This is a genomic window from Ignavibacteria bacterium (assembly GCA_036262055.1).
Taxonomy (GTDB): Bacteria; Bacteroidota; Ignavibacteria; order Tepidaquicellales; family Tepidaquicellaceae; genus DATAJP01.
Map to the genome: position 1 here is coordinate 234,786 of DATAJP010000001.1, position 15,893 is coordinate 250,678.

The following is a 15,893-nucleotide window of genomic DNA, read 5'->3' on the forward strand; positions in this document are numbered from 1 at the left end:
AGTTAGCTTAGTTAGACCTTTATCAGATAAAGACCATTCATTCTTAAGCTTTTGAAAAAAGTTAAATAATAAATGAAGCTCGTTGTCATTTAATGAATTTATATAGTTTAATATAAATTCTTTTTCGGCCAGTAAATTTATGTTACTCATATTATATAAATTATCAAATTATTTCTCATTTTCCAACATAAATTTTGCATCGTTAAGACGGCGTAAACCTTCTTTATCAAGTTTTGGATAGGAAAGTTTCAAGTTCTTCATTGTGTGCTTTAAAATATTTGCGACAGCAAGACGTGAATACCATTTGTTGTCGGCAGGTATGATATACCACGGCGCATATTCAGTCGACGTGTTGCTTATTGCCTCTGCGTAAGCTTTCATATAGTCATCCCAATATTGCCTTTCCGTTACATCGCTTTCAGAGAATTTCCAGTTCTTATGTTCGTCATCGATGCGCGCGAGAAATCTTTTCTTTTGTTCATCTTTTGATAAGTTCAGATAAAATTTAATTACAATTGTCCCATTTTGAAAAAGCGTTCTTTCGAAATTTCTAATTTGTTTATACCGCTCCTGCCAGAAATCATTGTTTACATTATCCATTGAATTAATTCCCGGGATATTTTGCTTTAAAATATATTCCGGATGAACTTTAGTAACAAGAACTTCCTCATAGTGTGAGCGGTTGAAAATTGTAATCTCTCCCCGTTTAGGAACGACCTTCCAGTGTCTCCAGAGAAAATTATGCTCGAGTTCTTCACTTGACGGCTGTTTGAAGCTATGAACTACACAACCTTCAGGATTTAGTCCCCGCATAACATGTTTTATTAAGCCGTCTTTGCCTGCAGTATCCATTGCCTGCAAAACAATTAACATCGAATACGAATTATCAGCATAAAACACATCCTGAAGCTCAAACATTTCTTCAACATCCTTTTCAAGCTGTTCCTTCGCGCTATCTTTGTCTTTGAAATCGTTGGTATAGCAAGGATCATAATTTTTTAACGATATTTTTTTATCGGGAGGAACGAGAAGCGATTTATCTTTATACATTTTAATACATTTAACGTTATTATTTATGTTTTTTAAACTTTAAAAAACATTTATTTTGAAGTCTATGGAATTGTTCAAGATAGGATTTTTAGAAGTAAAAATAATTGATATAATTGATATTCTGATTGTGGCTTATGTCTTTTATAAGCTGTATACAGTAATGCGCGGAACAATTGCATCGCAAATTTTCTTTGCGCTGATTTTAATTATCGGTCTTTCATTTATTGCACAGCTGCTGAATATGCAAGCTCTTGGATGGCTGTTAGGGCGGCTAACGGAAATCTGGGTAATTGCATTTATAATTTTATTTCAGCCGGAGTTAAGAAGATTGCTGTCATTAATAGGTAAGCGCGGCTCGACATCATTGTTTGGGAAAATTAATATCAAGGAAAATATAAAAGAAATTACGGGAGCATGTGTTGAATTACAGAACCGCGGATGGGGCGGTCTTATTGTAATTGCACGCACAACAGGTTTGCAAAATATTATCGAGACCGGAGAAATTATTCAGGCAAAAATAAATCAGGGACTTCTTCTTTCGATATTTAATCCGCGTTCACCGCTTCATGACGGAGCAGTTGTAATTCAGAACGATAAAATCGAAGCCGCAAGATGTTTGCTGCCTTTATCTGAAATTCATATAATAAGGAACCGTAGTCTCGGCACACGCCACCGCGCGGCGCTTGGAATTTCCGAAACATCCGATGCTCTTGCCATAGTTGTTTCGGAAGAAACACAGCAAATATCTCTTGCAGAGAACGGTAAGCTTTCGAAATGCGAATCTGCCAAGCAACTCGAAGAAAAATTAATCGAGGCACTTTCAACGCAAACAATTGCGAAGTCAATGAAATCAATTTTTGAACATCCAAATACGGAAAACGCCGAAAAGAATGAATAGTTTTTCTCTAAAGAAAAAAGAATTAATTGAGATTTTAAAGCAGCAGGGTATTACAGATAAAAAAGTTCTTGATGCTTTCATGAAGGTGAGACGTGAAGAATTTGTTCCCGAAGAATTCAGCAGCAGAGCTTATGATAATAATGCATTGCCTATCGGCGGAAGCCAGACAATATCACAGCCATATACCGTTGCATCGATGACTCAGCTTCTCGATGTTCATCCCGGACATAGAGTTCTTGAAATCGGAACAGGTTCGGGATACCAGACAGCTATCTTATGTGAAATGGGAGGAAAAGTTTATAGCATTGAACGCATCGATGAGCTTGCGCGAAGCGCAGGGGAGATATTAAGACGAATCGGATGCATTGCAAAGATTAAAATAGGTGACGGCACTCAGGGCTGGAAAGACTATGCGCCTTATGACAGAATAATTGTAACTGCAGGTAGTCCCAAAGTTCCTATGCCTTTGCTTGAGCAGTTAGAAATTGACGGCAAGATGGTTATTCCGATTGGCGATAAAGATTCTCAGGTAATGACATTAGTAAAGAAAACCATAAATGAAAAAGGCGAAGTAAAATTTTTGCAGAAAAAATTTGATGAATACAGGTTCGTTCCGCTTATTGGTCACGAAGGATGGGATGGAACAAGTAGAAAGAATAACGGGCAATGAGATTAAAATGATTGATTCGTTTATTACGATTGAATCTGAAATTGTTAATGAAATAAAAGTTCAGAAGTCAAAGTTCATTGCTCAGGCATTTCCTCTTAAATCGCAGCTGGAAATTCCCAAGCTTCTCGATGAAGTCAGAAAAAAATATTATGATGCATCGCATCATCCTTATGCCTTTAGAGTTGGTATAAGAAAAGATAATTTCAGATACTCTGATGATGGCGAACCGTCAGGAACTTCAGGCAAACCGGTCCTTGAAGCAATTGATAAACATGAATTGACAGATGTTCTTTGCGTGGTGACCAGATATTTTGGAGGGATTTTACTTGGAGCCGGCGGCTTGCGAAGAGCATATTTTGAAGCGGCTGATGAGTGTTTAGAAAAAACAAATAAGGTTGAAAAACTTTTAACGAAAAACATTAATCTGGAATTCGATTATTCATTAATGAATCAGGTAATGAAGTATTTAACCGACAACAAAATAAAAATTCTTGAAAATAATTCAGAGGAAAAAGTAAAATTAATTTGCCAGCCAAGATTATCAGTAATAGAAAAAATGAAATCAGATTTATTTGAAAAATCAAACGGGAAAATTATAATAAATGATTAAAAGTATATTAATTTTTTTTGTAAGTATGTTTTGTGCTGTTAATATTTGCTTTTCACAAGCAGATAATATTCCGCTTGATAACGGAGTGTATCAGTTTTTAAAGAACATGAGCGTGAAACATGTCATTGGTTCAATTAATGACCAGGACCCGGTGCTATCAAGAATGCAGGTTGAAGAATATCTTGATGAAATTGAAGATAATTATGATGAGCTTTCATATGTAGAAAGGCGATTATTAAAAAAATATCAGGTCGAGCTTATTTTTTACGAGCAGACCGAAAAGAATACAACTGTGCTTATTGACGGAGATGGAAAATTTTCTGAAAGAGCAGGGGATATTTTTTCAGACAAACAAAAGTATCTTTACAGGTATGAAAGAGGTAAGAGTAACTTATCGTTTGATTTGCTTGGACGCGCAGAATACATAAACACAATTAAACCAAATACAAAACTCAACGGAAAAATTCTCGAAGTCGGCTTTCGCGGATATGGTACATTCTTCGGGCATCTCGGATACAGCTTAATGGTTCGAGCAGCGGGAGTATGGGGGGACAGGGGTGTTCTCACAAATGCGGAATCGTGGCTAAGGTATAATTATAAATATAATGAGCTTACAGATGAGTTTGGTTCATATACAATAGTAAACGGATATACTCGTTACCAAACCGAACCCGGAAAAAATATGCTTCTTGCAATTGAAATTGGCAAGGAAAGAATCAAAACGGGTTACAGCTATGACCAGAGTTTAGTAATTTCCGATAACGGTCCTGAAATGGATTTCATCAAGTTTAATTACAACTGGGGAATAATGAGATTTAACTCTTATACTGCTTCCACAGTTGGACCATTCGTTCAGGACAGGTCAAAAAATTATACTAAGTTTATTGCAGCTAACCAGATTGTGTTTTCGATTCCAAAAGTTTTCGATATCGGAATCGGCGAGCAGGAAGTTTATTCAGGCAGAGGACTCGATATTGGATATTTAACACCGTTCGGATTTTATAAATATCTCGAGCAGGATTTGCAGGACAGGGATAACGGAACATTTTATCTTACATTCCAGACAAACTTCATAAAAAATTTACAGTTCAACGGAACTGCGTATCTCGATGAAAATTTTATAGGAAAGCTTAATGATTTTTCGCTTGCTACAAATAAAGTTGCGTTTCAGGTTGGCGCAATGACTTATGCTCCGTTCGGATTAGACAATCTTTCGCTGCAGTTTGCATATACATACATAAGACCGTATGTATACAGCCATATTAATCCGCAAAACAGCATAACAGGTTTCGGAACTATACTTGGAAATGAAATCGGTCCAAACGGAGACAGAATTTTTACACGGCTTTCATATTATTTCAGTGAAAAAATAAAATTTGATTTAACATACGCACATTCGAGAAAAGGAAATAACATTTATGACGCGCAGGGAAATCTTATAAAGAATGTCGGGGGAGATGTTTTCCTGGGATATAATATAGATACCGATAACAAATATGCACCGTTCCTTGACGGTGAGCAGGTAAATACCGATAACATAGCTGCAACACTGCGCATCGAACCAATCAGAGGTTTTGTTTTTGATATTAATTATACATATAATTACAGTAATAATCTTTACAAGAAAATTAAATCCGATAACTCTTTTGCATTCATGAGACTATTATTGGATTATTAAAAGGAGGACAAAATGTTTAAGCATTTTACTCTACTGGCTCTTCTTGTTTTTATTACACCTCAATTTTTATTTTCACAGGATGATGGAAAATATGTTTTGTATAATAATCCGGAGATTAAAGATGTAGTTGATTTAAAAACCACAATTATGCTTGTAGTTGATATAAATTCCTCAAAAAAAGTGAATGGAACGTATTATGAATATAGAGGAAACAGCTGGAATATTATCGGGCACCTATCCGGCGTGATAGAAGGTATAGGAAAATTTAATGGTGAAGCAAAGGTATATGAAAATAAATATAAAGTAACAGGCACAATTCTTGATGGAAGTGCAGATATTAAACGCGAAGATGAAAACGTAGGTTATATGGGATGGCACGTACCGGACATTGCAGGGATTTATTATAAAAGCAGTAATGAAAATGATGTGTGCAGAGTTGCTCAGGACGGACCGTTTCTTGAACTAATTGATGAAAACAGTAATACTTCAAAAGGAATTATTATCAGTAAATATACTATTTATGCGATTGAATGGAATAAAAGTGGCAAAATTGATTTGAAGGATGAGATTATTTTTTCCGATGGAATCAAGTGGACAAAAGGTACAAGTAATTCAAAAGATTATACAGGGGAATGGCTTACCGAATGGGGCACGTTAATAATTGTTCAATCAGGCAGCAAAGTTACCGGAAAGTATGAACATAATCCGACAACAATTAACGGAACTGTTTCACAAGAAGGAGATTCATTAGTTTGTACGGGAAAATGGAAAGCAGACGAATCTGACGGTGATTTTATTTTTAAGCTAAAGGGTGAGGGCTTCAGAGGCAGTTATAATTATTCCAGGGAACCGGGAAAATGGTATGATTGGATTGGTTCAAGATGGAAATAAAAAATATTTTTTGTAAAATAATGATAAAAAGAAAAAAAATGTTTAAACCTTTGTTTTTAATTATTGCGTTAGTTTTTTTTGCGCCGCAATTTTCATTTTCACAGGACGGACAATATGTTGCATTCAATAAAGAGTTCACGACAGTTGAACAAATGGCTTCTGCAGGATTGCTCGTGGTTAATCTTGCTTCCGAAACAAAAGTCACCGGAACATATTATGAATGGAAGAATAATAATTGGGAAGCAACAGGAAACTTCACTGCCGAACGCACAAAAAATTCTTTCAAGGGAGAAGGTGTTGAAGGAACTTTCAATGGTGATAATGTTACCGTCGGGAGTTACAATGGATTTTTAATTCCTTATGTTGCGGGCACGTATTTTGTTAATGGAAATAAAAATAAAATCGTTAAAATAACTCAGGACGGACCGTTTCTTGATGTTACCAATGAAAATAATGAAACGTCTAAAGGAGTGATTGTCAGTGAAACAATGTTTTTAATGACAGCCTGGGATAGAATAGGAATAGTCGGTGACAAAGGACAAATCAGCGTAAAAGACGGAGTAGATTGGATAAAAGAATAATTTAAACTTTGCAAATCATAAACTTTAATTGAAATGGTAAATTGTGCGATTAAGAAAAACTAATTCAAAAATGTACTTTACAAAAAAACAGAAGCTGGTTTATTGCTTCTGTTTGTATTTTATAAGCCCACCTATTATATTTTTATTTAAATTCCGTTAAATAACTCTCTTAATTACCTCTTTTATTTTGGTATGTTTTTTGCATGATATTTAGACTAACACCCTAAAAATTATATCCAAACGCTATGAGTAAGAAACTACCAATAGTAATTTTCTTATTTATGATGTTTCCGCCGCTCTTATTTTGCCAATCAGTCTGGCAAAGACAGAATGAGTTTACCATTGTCGGAAATATGAACGACATAATCCAATTTGATATGCGCAAAGTCATATCGGTCGGTGATTACGGTCAGATATGTATTTCCGAAGACGGCGGAACTACTATGAAAAAAATTCAGACAGGGTTTGATAATCATTTCAAGGCATTGTCATTTTTAAATCAGAATACGGGTTATGTATGCGGAGACGGTGGAATTATCATAAAAACTACGAACGGTGGATATAACTGGACTGACCTGAGCATCGAGATTGATGAAATATTATATGACATAGAGATAAGAAACGATGATACAATGTTTACAGTTGGAGAAAAAGGAATGATTTATAAATCAATAAATGGAGGCTTAACGTGGACAAGAAAAAATTTCAGTCATGATTATTATTTGCTGTCCATAAAATTTTATAATGCAACAACAGGAAATGCAGTCGGATATCCCGGAATTATTTTGAGAACAACAAACGGCGGAGAGAATTGGTACAATGTATCTTCAAATATTAATTTTAATAGACAACTTATAGACATTGATGTAAGGAACAGCAATGGATTTGCCGTAGGAGATTCATTAACGATTTTCAGGACAACTAACTATGGAATAAATTGGATAAGAGATACTTCTTCTACTTTTTATCATTGGAATACTCCATTATACCGTGTTAAAATTTTAGATAGTTTAAATATCGTTTGTGCGGGAGCTGACATATTTCATTCAAGTAACGGCGGAGAAAGTTTTGTTTCAGGTTATTTTAATTTATATCCCTTTGCCTCAAATTCTATAAAGGGTATGTCAATTAAATCAAAAGATTCAGCGTTAATATGCGGATATAGTGCTATAGGCAAGACTATGAGATATAGCAGTGGCACATATATAGGGCGAATTCCTTATGCGGTTTCTAACTTACATGACATTTCAATCATCGATGATAAAAATTGCTGGGTGCTGGGTCCCGGGTATTCCGGTTCTCAGCTGCCTCATATTGTATTCAATACGAGTAATCATGGGTTGAATTGGCATTATAAACCGGTGTTTAATGATTCCGACATTGTATTTTATCAGATAAAATTTCTTAACAAAGACACAGGATATATTTCAACCGGTAAAAGATTAATAAAAACTACTAACGCTGGAGCCAGCTGGAATATTGTTTATTATTATAGTTGGAGTACGGGAGGATATGAATTAAATAAATTAAAAATTTATGATAATAGATTATATTCCGGCTGGGGTAATATAATATATACAACCAATGATGGTTTAAACTGGACAAAGGTTCCCACTCCTGAATATACAAATGTCCATAATTATGCCATAATAGATACAAATATTTATTATACAATAAACTCCAATTATATAAACAATATTCATAAAACTACAAACGGGGGATTAAACTGGACAATAGAAAGACATTATGCTTACGGTGAAATAAAAGACCTTTGTTTCATAGATAAGTTTACAGGAATTTTTGTCGGCAATAATTCCATAATTTTGAAAACAACTGCATTTGGTTCATTGATTAAAATCGAAACAGGCAATCCCGACCCGACTATGGTTTTTAATTCCGTTCACATGCCTGATAGCAACAACATTTTTATTGCAGGAAATGATGGCATAATTTATAACTCAACAAACGGCGGTTATAGCTGGGAGCTGCAGAATAGCGGTGTAACAAGCAATCTTAATAAAGTTGAATTTTATAATGATAAAACCGGATGGATTGTTGGAGACTACGGAGTTATTTTATTTACATCCACAGGCGGCAAAAGCTGGTCGCTTGACCCGCCGGACACTCCTGATAAATTTTCTCTTGCTCAGAATTATCCTAATCCTTTTAATTCAGGAACAACAATTAGCTTCACAGTTCCGGTAAAAAACAGAGTTGCAATCCGGATTTTTGATGCGGCGGGAAGAAAAATCTCCGAGCTTCTCAATGAAGAAAAAGAGCGGGGAACTTATAAAATAAATTTTGAGCCGAAAGCTTTTGCAAGCGGAGTTTATTTTTATTCGATGTCGTCAGGGAATTTCGTCGAAACAAAAAGAATGATTATCATAAAATAACAGGGGAACAAAAAAAATTCTACCTGGTTACATTGAATAATTTAACATTTTAATTTATTTTAAAATGATTAAATTAACTCTGCCGTAAAGCGATTTAACACATATTAAGTTTAGTAAGAATTTTTATAAGCAGTTTTTTCATAATTTAATTTTAATTAAAATGAAAAAAGTCCTTATTATCTTTTTCTTTCTGATTTTTTCTTCAAATCTGCCTGCGCAGATTTTGCTTGACCCTTATGATATTTATTATGGCCGGCAGCCAAGTGCCAGAGCCGAAGCAATGGGAAGAGGAATGGCCGCTAATCCATCCAATGAATTTGCATCTTTTTATAATCCTGCATCATCCAGTTTTACTCACGGTATAAATTTCACCTTTTCTCATTCTACCAAATATTATAATGATAAAAATGCAAATTTTAATTATGAAGGTGTAAGCTATGATTTAAAAAAAGGACGCGGGAATATCGGTTTAAGCAGATATTATATGGGTGCGGGAAATGAATTAAACGGAGATAATTTTAATTATACTTTTTATACAATTAATTATTCACGGCATGTCATACATGGGTTTTATGCGGGTGCCAATCTCAATATCATAAACTCACACATACCGGGGTATGAATCACATAGGGGATATATTCTCCCGGAAAATGTAACAGCAGCATCAGTTGATATAGGAGCTATAAAAACATTTAATTTGACAGGAAAAAGTTTCAGAGGTTTGCTTCACGAAATAACTCTCGGAGCTTCTGTCACAAATGTTTCTTTTACAGTTTTACAAAGTTTTTTTGGCAGACAAAATCTTCCGGTTCTTCTGAGAGTGGGCGGCGCATATAACGTAAGGTTTTATAATTTTATGCCGACTGATAATGAAAAAGGAGTTCCTGGTTTTACATATAAATTAAATCTTTTAGTACATCTGGAAATGGAGAAAGAATTAAGGTATGATAACCATGATATATATAAGGCAGGGGCTGAAGCGACTATATATGAAATTTTATCTTTGAGAGGCGGATTTTATAGCAATTGGTACAGCGGAGGATATAAATATAATTATTTTACTTACGGAGCGGGAATAAATATTCCCATTAATAAATTAACTCACGGCGATTATCCGTTTGGGATTTCAATTGATTATGCAAATATGAAACAACCAGCAACCCGGGATTATGGAAGGTTTAATATATTAAGTATGAAACTGAATTGGATTCCCGATTAATTTTTTAAATTAATTGAACTATCACAGATAAAATATAAGAGCATAAAATAAAATTATGAAAAAAATATTTATTCTCACATTTATTCTCGCTGCAAATATTTCTTATGCGCAGATATTTACCTATGATAATCTTGAATTAGGATTAAATATAGATGCTTATTATGCAAAAAATTCAATCGGGAAAGAAGTTTCTTCTCAATTTCTTGATGAAGCAAACTCATATTTAGATTATTACTTGAATAGCTATAATTATACAACGCCAATACAAGATAGAATAAGATTATACAATGCTTCTCTCACTGCACGTTATTCGGATGAGGATATAAAAGGCGTTGCAACTTTGCAATACGGTGATATTATTGAAGATTATTATTATCCATATTACCCTTATTTTGAGAGAAATGATTACATAAGAGAAGCAAATGCGGGGTTTTCTCCTGTGGATGATTTATGGATTGAAGGAGGAATTTTCTTTCAGCCGTTTAGTGCTGAACCGGTTTTACCGGGGAAAAATTTCCTGACATCGACAGCAATTCAAAGCGGAGTTGAACCTTTTAAGATGAATGCCTTAAAAATTTCTTATGAATTCATAAATAATTTATCCGCAGGTTTTATTTTAAGCGAAGGATATTCCGAAGGTCAGACTGTGGAAAAAAACAAATCTTTCGGATTTATGATTGATTATTCGCCTATGGAAAATTTAAATATTAAAATTAATAATCTCACAGGCAATGTTTATCATTTTTATATTGAGTCATGGGACCCTTACATAGATTTTGATTCGAGGAAAGTTTTAAGATTTTTCAACAATGCAATAATCACATATGATTTTAATGAAAGATTGCAGTTTATATCTGGCATTGATTTCATAGTTCAGGAGAAAAGTAATTTATATGTTTTTGATAAATCAGTCTCAATGTATTCGGGATTTATTTCAGGGAGGTATAAAATAAACGATAAGCTCAGCATTTCCGGGCGTATGGAGTACTTAAATGACAAGCATGGAATTTTCACATTTGCAGGGTATTTCATAGATTATTTTCCTTACCCCACAGGAATGGAAGCAGGAGCGTTTGCTTTCGGAATTCAATATAGTCCAAAACCTCAATTATATGCGCGGCTTGAAATGAATTATATGGATATATACCAGAGATTAGGACTTAATTACAGCAGTTATAGAAATGGTTATTCGAAGTTTACCGGCATTGCCTCAATGGGATTGAATTTCTAATTAAATCCTCTGTGTCATTCTGAGTCCCGTGAAAATACGGGATAAACTGCGCGAAGAATTTTATTTATTAGGGAATTTCGTCAAGCGAGTAATAAACTTTGAGTCCTTTTGAAAGCACGAGGTCGCGTTCGCGGTTTGCGCCGGGACTTTCACCGATTAATAACAATGCTTCGCATTTATCAATAACCGCAAGTGAGATTTTCATAATCGCTTCGTATATATCGACTTCTGAATCTGGATTTGTTTTTTGAAGCGCCTGAACTATGGGAAGCGCAGCGTTGACACCGATGAGCGGTGTGTGACCTTTTTCGAGAAGCTTCGCCGCAGCAATGTTCATTGCATCGAGATTTTTTTGCCGCTGTTCTTCAGTATCAGCCGAATATGGTCCCGCAACTCCGATTAGCATTTTTGAGTAGAATTAAGTAATGATAGAAAACGCAAATACAAATATAGTAAGAAAATTATTAAATCAAAAAAGCTTAACTGTAATTCTTATTTTATACTTATTTTCTGCGATTATGCCATTTACAGTAACAGTTATTTGGGGTTGGGCTTTTTTATCAAAGATGTGTCTTGTTAACATATTAATTTATTGCGTATCACTTGCTTTTGGGATAGTTCTAACCTTATCTCTGCTATCTAAGATAAAAAATTTAACAGCACGGTTAGGAATTATAGGAGTTTCGATCGGTATTATAATTGTATTTGTATTTTCATATGATTTACAAATAACAATATCAAAAGAGTATTATCTTTGGACAAGGCAGGAAAAGTTAAATGCATTTGTTATTGAAATACAAAATTATAAAAAAATATCATACATGGATGGCAATAGAATTGTAACTAATGATAATAAAAATATAAAAATCAAACCTGAATATGAAGATGAACAATTTGAAGAAACACTTTCATTGTATGGAATTGAACCTGCAAAATATTTCACATTTAGAGATTATCTTGAAGAATTAGATATTTTAAGTTTCTGTAAATACTATAAAAATGATAAACAAATATGTTTCCTGATGAATGGTTTTTTGGATAACTCAGGTGGATTTATATATTCAGAAATAGATGAAATGCCAGAATCGTCCTGCCGTGGTCCCTTGAAAGTATGGTATAAAATATGGGGCAATTGGTATGCTTTCGCAGGATGGAGTTGATAAAAATTTATGAATTTAAATGGGTTCTTTTTGATTAATAAACAAATCGTTTATTCCCTCTTTTCCTCTTATATCCCCCTTGAAAAAGTAAGATTTTTTAGTTAATTTGAAGTTTGCTCAAAATCGAATTTAGAGAAAACCGTAAAAACAGAGAAATTTGCCTACAATTAATCAATTAATCCGTAAGGGAAGACAGGACAAAGTATATAAAAGTAAAGCTCCTGCAATGGATGCGTGTCCTCAAAAAAGAGGTGTATGCACAAGAGTTTATACAACTACTCCTAAGAAACCAAACTCAGCTTTGAGAAAAGTTGCGAGAGTGCGCTTAACAAATCAAATCGAAGTGACAGCATATATTCCGGGTGAAGGTCATAACCTTCAGGAACACTCGATTGTTCTAATAAGAGGTGGGAGAGTAAAAGACCTTCCGGGTGTAAGATATCACATTATCAGAGGCGCTTTGGATACAGCAGGTGTTGCTAACAGAAAGAAAGGACGTTCTAAGTACGGTGCTAAGAAAGTAAAAGGCGAAGCCGCTAAGTAATAACGAACTTTAAGAAACAAAAATCAGTTTAATAATATACACTAATAAATGAGACGTAAACGCGCAGACAAAAGACAAAGATTACCGGATTTCAAGCATAATGATTTGCTTGTCGGAAGATTCATTAATATGTTGATGTATGATGGAAAGAAAACAAAATCTTCCAACATACTTTATGAAGCTTTCAGAGTTATCGAAGAGAAAACCAAAGGTAATCCTCTTGACGTATTTAAACAGGCAGTAAACAATGCTGCTCCAAGCATCGAAGTTCGCTCGAGAAGAGTCGGTGGTTCAAACTACCAGATTCCGATGGAAGTAAGACCTGACAGAAGAACTTCACTTGCAATCAAATGGCTCATCAGCTATGCAAGAGCAAGAAACGAAAAATCAATGGCTTCAAGACTTGCCAATGAATTAATGGCAGCGTCAGTCGGTGAAGGCAGCGCAGTTAAGAAAAAGGAAGACGTTCATAGAATGGCAGAAGCTAACAAAGCTTTCGCGCATTTTAAGTGGTAAGATTTTAAAAACAATTAAAAGTATTTAAGGAAAATATAATAGATGTCAAGGTCATATCCGTTAGAAAAGACAAGAAATATAGGGATTTCAGCGCACATCGATGCAGGTAAAACTACAACTACCGAAAGAATTCTATATTATACAGGAAGAACCCATCGTCTTGGTGAAGTGCACGAAGGTGCTGCAACCATGGACTGGATGGAGCAGGAAAAAGAAAGAGGTATAACAATTACTTCTGCTGCTACTACATGTTTCTGGAGAGATAACAGAATTAATATTATCGATACACCGGGACACGTTGACTTTACTGCAGAAGTTGAGCGTTCATTGAGAGTTCTTGATGGTGCAGTTGCATTATTCTGCGCGGTTGGTGGTGTTGAGCCGCAATCAGAAACCGTCTGGAGACAGATGGATAAGTACAAAGTTCCGAGAATTGCATTCGTGAACAAGATGGACAGAATAGGAGCGGATTTCTTCAATGTAATCCAGATGATGAAAGACCGTTTGAAAGCTAACGCTGTGCCGATTCAATTACCAATCGGTCAGGGAGATTTATTCGTTGGTCTTATCGATTTGATTGATATGAAAGCAAGAATGTTCAACGAGGACAGCTTAGGCGCGACATTTGAAGATGCCGAAATTCCTGATGCATATAAAGAGCAGGCAAATGAATACAGACAGAAACTGCTTGAAGCTGTTTCTGACGTAGATGATACATTACTTGAAAAATTTCTCGAGGGTAAAGAAATTACCCACGAAGAAGTTATGAACGTATTAAGAAAAGCTACTATTGACATAAAGATTATTCCTGTATTATGCGGTTCTTCGTTTAAGAATAAAGGTGTTCAGAACTTGCTTGATGATGTTATCGATTTATTGCCTTCACCATTAGATGTGAAAGACGGTAAAATCGAAGGGCATCATTTACATACAGATGACCATATATATAGAAGAGTTGCCGATGATGAGAAATTTACAGCATTGGCGTTTAAGATTATGACAGACCCGTTTGTGGGTAAGCTTACATTCTTCAGAGTTTATTCAGGTGTTGCAGAGGCGGGAAGCTACGTTTACAATTCTGTTTCAGGAAAGAAAGAAAGAGTCGGCAGATTGCTTCAGATGCATGCAAACCACAGAGAAGAAATTAAGAAAGTGTATTCTGGTGACATAGCGGCAGCAGTCGGATTGAAAAGCACAAGAACAGGTGATACTCTTTGTGATGAGTCAGACCCGATTGTTCTTGAGAAAATTACATTCCCTGAGCCGGTTATTCAGATTGCTATCGAGCCGAAAACAAAAGCTGACCAGGATAAACTTGGTGAGTCTCTTGCAAAGCTTTCAGATGAGGATCCGACTTTCAGAGTAAGTTCAGATGAAGAAACAGGACAGACTTTAATTGCAGGTATGGGTGAGCTTCACCTTGAGATCATTGTTGACAGATTAAAAAGAGAATTTAAAGTTGATGCAAACGTTGGTAAGCCTCAGGTAGCATATAAAGAAACGATTAAGAAGAAAGTTGTTCAGGAAGGTAAATTCATCAGACAGTCAGGCGGTAGAGGTCAATTTGGACACGTATGGCTTGAAATCGAACCGAATGAAAAAGGAAAAGGATATATTTTTGAAAATGCGATTGTCGGTGGTGTTATTCCGAAAGAATACATTCCGAAAGTATCTGAAGGTATTATAGAAGCTATGAAGAACGGTGTTCTTGCAGGTTATCCTGTTGAGGACGTCAAGGTAAAATTATTTGACGGTTCATATCACGATGTTGACTCATCTGAAATGGCATTTAAAATTGCCGGTTCTATGGGATTCAAAGAGGGAGCAAGAAAAGCTAACCCGACATTGCTTGAGCCGATTATGGAAGTTGAAGTTGTTACACCGGACGAATACATGGGCGAGGTTATGGGTGACCTTAGCTCACGCAGAGGAAGAATTGAAGGCATGAGTCAAAGAAGCGATGCTCAGGTTATTAAATCTTTAGTTCCGCTTTCAGAGATGTTCGGTTATGCAACACAATTGAGGTCTATGTCACAGGGAAGAGCTATCTACACAATGCAGTTCTCGCATTATGATGAAGCTCCGAAATCAGTGGCAGACCAGATAGTAGAGAAGTTTAAAGGAAAAGCAGTAACTGCTTAATACATCCGAGGTTCTTTAAAACGCTGCGGTTCTAATCCGCAAAAAAAGTTTGGGTCAGTGCTGATGCACCTTAAAAATGAATCAGTAAAGACCCCGTCATTAGACACACGAAAGTGCTCTATAAAAACTCAAAGCTCGAGCGAGGGTTAACCCCTCGGTTGAAAACAATCGAAGGGTAATCCTTTACAGAGTATGGGTTTTCCGATATTCCTGGGTCAGTAGCTCAGGTGGTTAGAGCACGTGCCTTATAAGCACGGGGTCGGAGGTTCAAGTCCTCCCTGACCCACCCTATTTAAGTGGCGAAGTTGTG

At 35.5% G+C, this 15,893-nt stretch carries 15 protein-coding genes and 1 tRNA gene; 14 read left to right on the top strand and 2 right to left on the bottom strand.

Annotated features, from left to right (window positions below; all coding sequences use genetic code 11):
• Nucleotides 1-168: 168 nt before the first annotated feature.
• Nucleotides 169-1,050: a polyphosphate kinase 2 family protein gene (locus VHP32_01100; GenBank protein ID HEX2786472.1), complete on the bottom strand. Its 882-nt coding sequence runs from the start codon at nucleotides 1,048-1,050 to the stop codon at nucleotides 169-171.
• 64 nt (nucleotides 1,051-1,114) lie between these two features.
• Between VHP32_01100 and cdaA the strand changes: the two genes are divergently transcribed.
• The 9 genes from cdaA (at nucleotide 1,115) to VHP32_01145 (ending at nucleotide 11,221) form a co-directional block, all read left to right on the top strand.
• The gene (cdaA, locus tag VHP32_01105) at nucleotides 1,115-1,948 is read left to right on the top strand and encodes a diadenylate cyclase CdaA (protein ID HEX2786473.1); all 834 of its coding nucleotides are present in this window, start codon (nucleotides 1,115-1,117) and stop codon (nucleotides 1,946-1,948) included.
• Nucleotides 1,941-2,618, top strand: coding sequence for a protein-L-isoaspartate(D-aspartate) O-methyltransferase (locus tag VHP32_01110; protein ID HEX2786474.1), 678 nt, complete (start codon nucleotides 1,941-1,943; stop codon nucleotides 2,616-2,618). Before cdaA ends, VHP32_01110 begins: the two co-directional genes overlap by 8 nt.
• Nucleotides 2,587-3,228 (top strand): YigZ family protein, encoded by a 642-nt coding sequence (locus tag VHP32_01115; GenBank protein ID HEX2786475.1) that lies wholly within the window; start codon nucleotides 2,587-2,589, stop codon nucleotides 3,226-3,228. Before VHP32_01110 ends, VHP32_01115 begins: the two co-directional genes overlap by 32 nt.
• Nucleotides 3,221-4,906 carry a hypothetical protein gene (locus tag VHP32_01120; protein ID HEX2786476.1) on the top strand — a complete coding sequence of 562 codons (1,686 nt, stop codon included), beginning with the start codon at nucleotides 3,221-3,223 and terminating at the stop codon, nucleotides 4,904-4,906. The genes VHP32_01115 and VHP32_01120 overlap by 8 nt, the downstream gene beginning before the upstream one ends.
• Before the next feature lie 12 nt (nucleotides 4,907-4,918).
• Entirely contained in the window at nucleotides 4,919-5,797 is an 879-nt protein-coding gene (locus tag VHP32_01125; GenBank protein HEX2786477.1) for a hypothetical protein, read from the top strand.
• Between the two features lie 20 nt (nucleotides 5,798-5,817).
• Nucleotides 5,818-6,378, top strand: coding sequence for a hypothetical protein (locus VHP32_01130; GenBank protein HEX2786478.1), 561 nt, complete (start codon nucleotides 5,818-5,820; stop codon nucleotides 6,376-6,378).
• A 245-nt stretch (nucleotides 6,379-6,623) separates the two neighbouring features.
• A complete protein-coding gene (locus VHP32_01135) occupies nucleotides 6,624-8,771 on the top strand; it encodes a YCF48-related protein (GenBank protein ID HEX2786479.1) in 2,148 nt (715 codons plus the stop codon).
• Between the two features lie 160 nt (nucleotides 8,772-8,931).
• Complete coding sequence (locus VHP32_01140) at nucleotides 8,932-9,990, top strand: hypothetical protein (protein ID HEX2786480.1); 1,059 nt, start codon at nucleotides 8,932-8,934, stop codon at nucleotides 9,988-9,990.
• A gap of 55 nt (nucleotides 9,991-10,045) precedes the next feature.
• Entirely contained in the window at nucleotides 10,046-11,221 is a 1,176-nt protein-coding gene (locus VHP32_01145) for an outer membrane beta-barrel protein (protein HEX2786481.1), read from the top strand.
• Between the two features lie 67 nt (nucleotides 11,222-11,288).
• Here VHP32_01145 and VHP32_01150 read toward each other — a convergent pair whose 3' ends face one another.
• Nucleotides 11,289-11,627, bottom strand: a complete 339-nt coding sequence (locus tag VHP32_01150; GenBank protein ID HEX2786482.1) for a DUF4406 domain-containing protein — start codon at nucleotides 11,625-11,627, stop codon at nucleotides 11,289-11,291.
• 19 nt (nucleotides 11,628-11,646) lie between these two features.
• On the opposite strand from VHP32_01150, the gene VHP32_01155 reads away from it, so the two are divergent.
• The 5 genes from VHP32_01155 (at nucleotide 11,647) to VHP32_01175 (ending at nucleotide 15,869) form a co-directional block, all read left to right on the top strand.
• Nucleotides 11,647-12,381: a hypothetical protein gene (locus tag VHP32_01155; protein ID HEX2786483.1), complete on the top strand. Its 735-nt coding sequence runs from the start codon at nucleotides 11,647-11,649 to the stop codon at nucleotides 12,379-12,381.
• A gap of 157 nt (nucleotides 12,382-12,538) precedes the next feature.
• Entirely contained in the window at nucleotides 12,539-12,925 is a 387-nt protein-coding gene (rpsL, locus tag VHP32_01160; protein ID HEX2786484.1) for a 30S ribosomal protein S12, read from the top strand.
• Nucleotides 12,926-12,973: 48 nt separating this feature from the next.
• Nucleotides 12,974-13,441 carry a 30S ribosomal protein S7 gene (rpsG, locus tag VHP32_01165; protein HEX2786485.1) on the top strand — a complete coding sequence of 156 codons (468 nt, stop codon included), beginning with the start codon at nucleotides 12,974-12,976 and terminating at the stop codon, nucleotides 13,439-13,441.
• 42 nt (nucleotides 13,442-13,483) lie between these two features.
• Nucleotides 13,484-15,583, top strand: coding sequence for an elongation factor G (gene fusA, locus VHP32_01170; GenBank protein HEX2786486.1), 2,100 nt, complete (start codon nucleotides 13,484-13,486; stop codon nucleotides 15,581-15,583).
• A gap of 212 nt (nucleotides 15,584-15,795) precedes the next feature.
• Nucleotides 15,796-15,869: transfer RNA gene (locus VHP32_01175), tRNA-Ile, on the top strand.
• The last annotated feature ends 24 nt before the right edge of the window (nucleotides 15,870-15,893 follow it).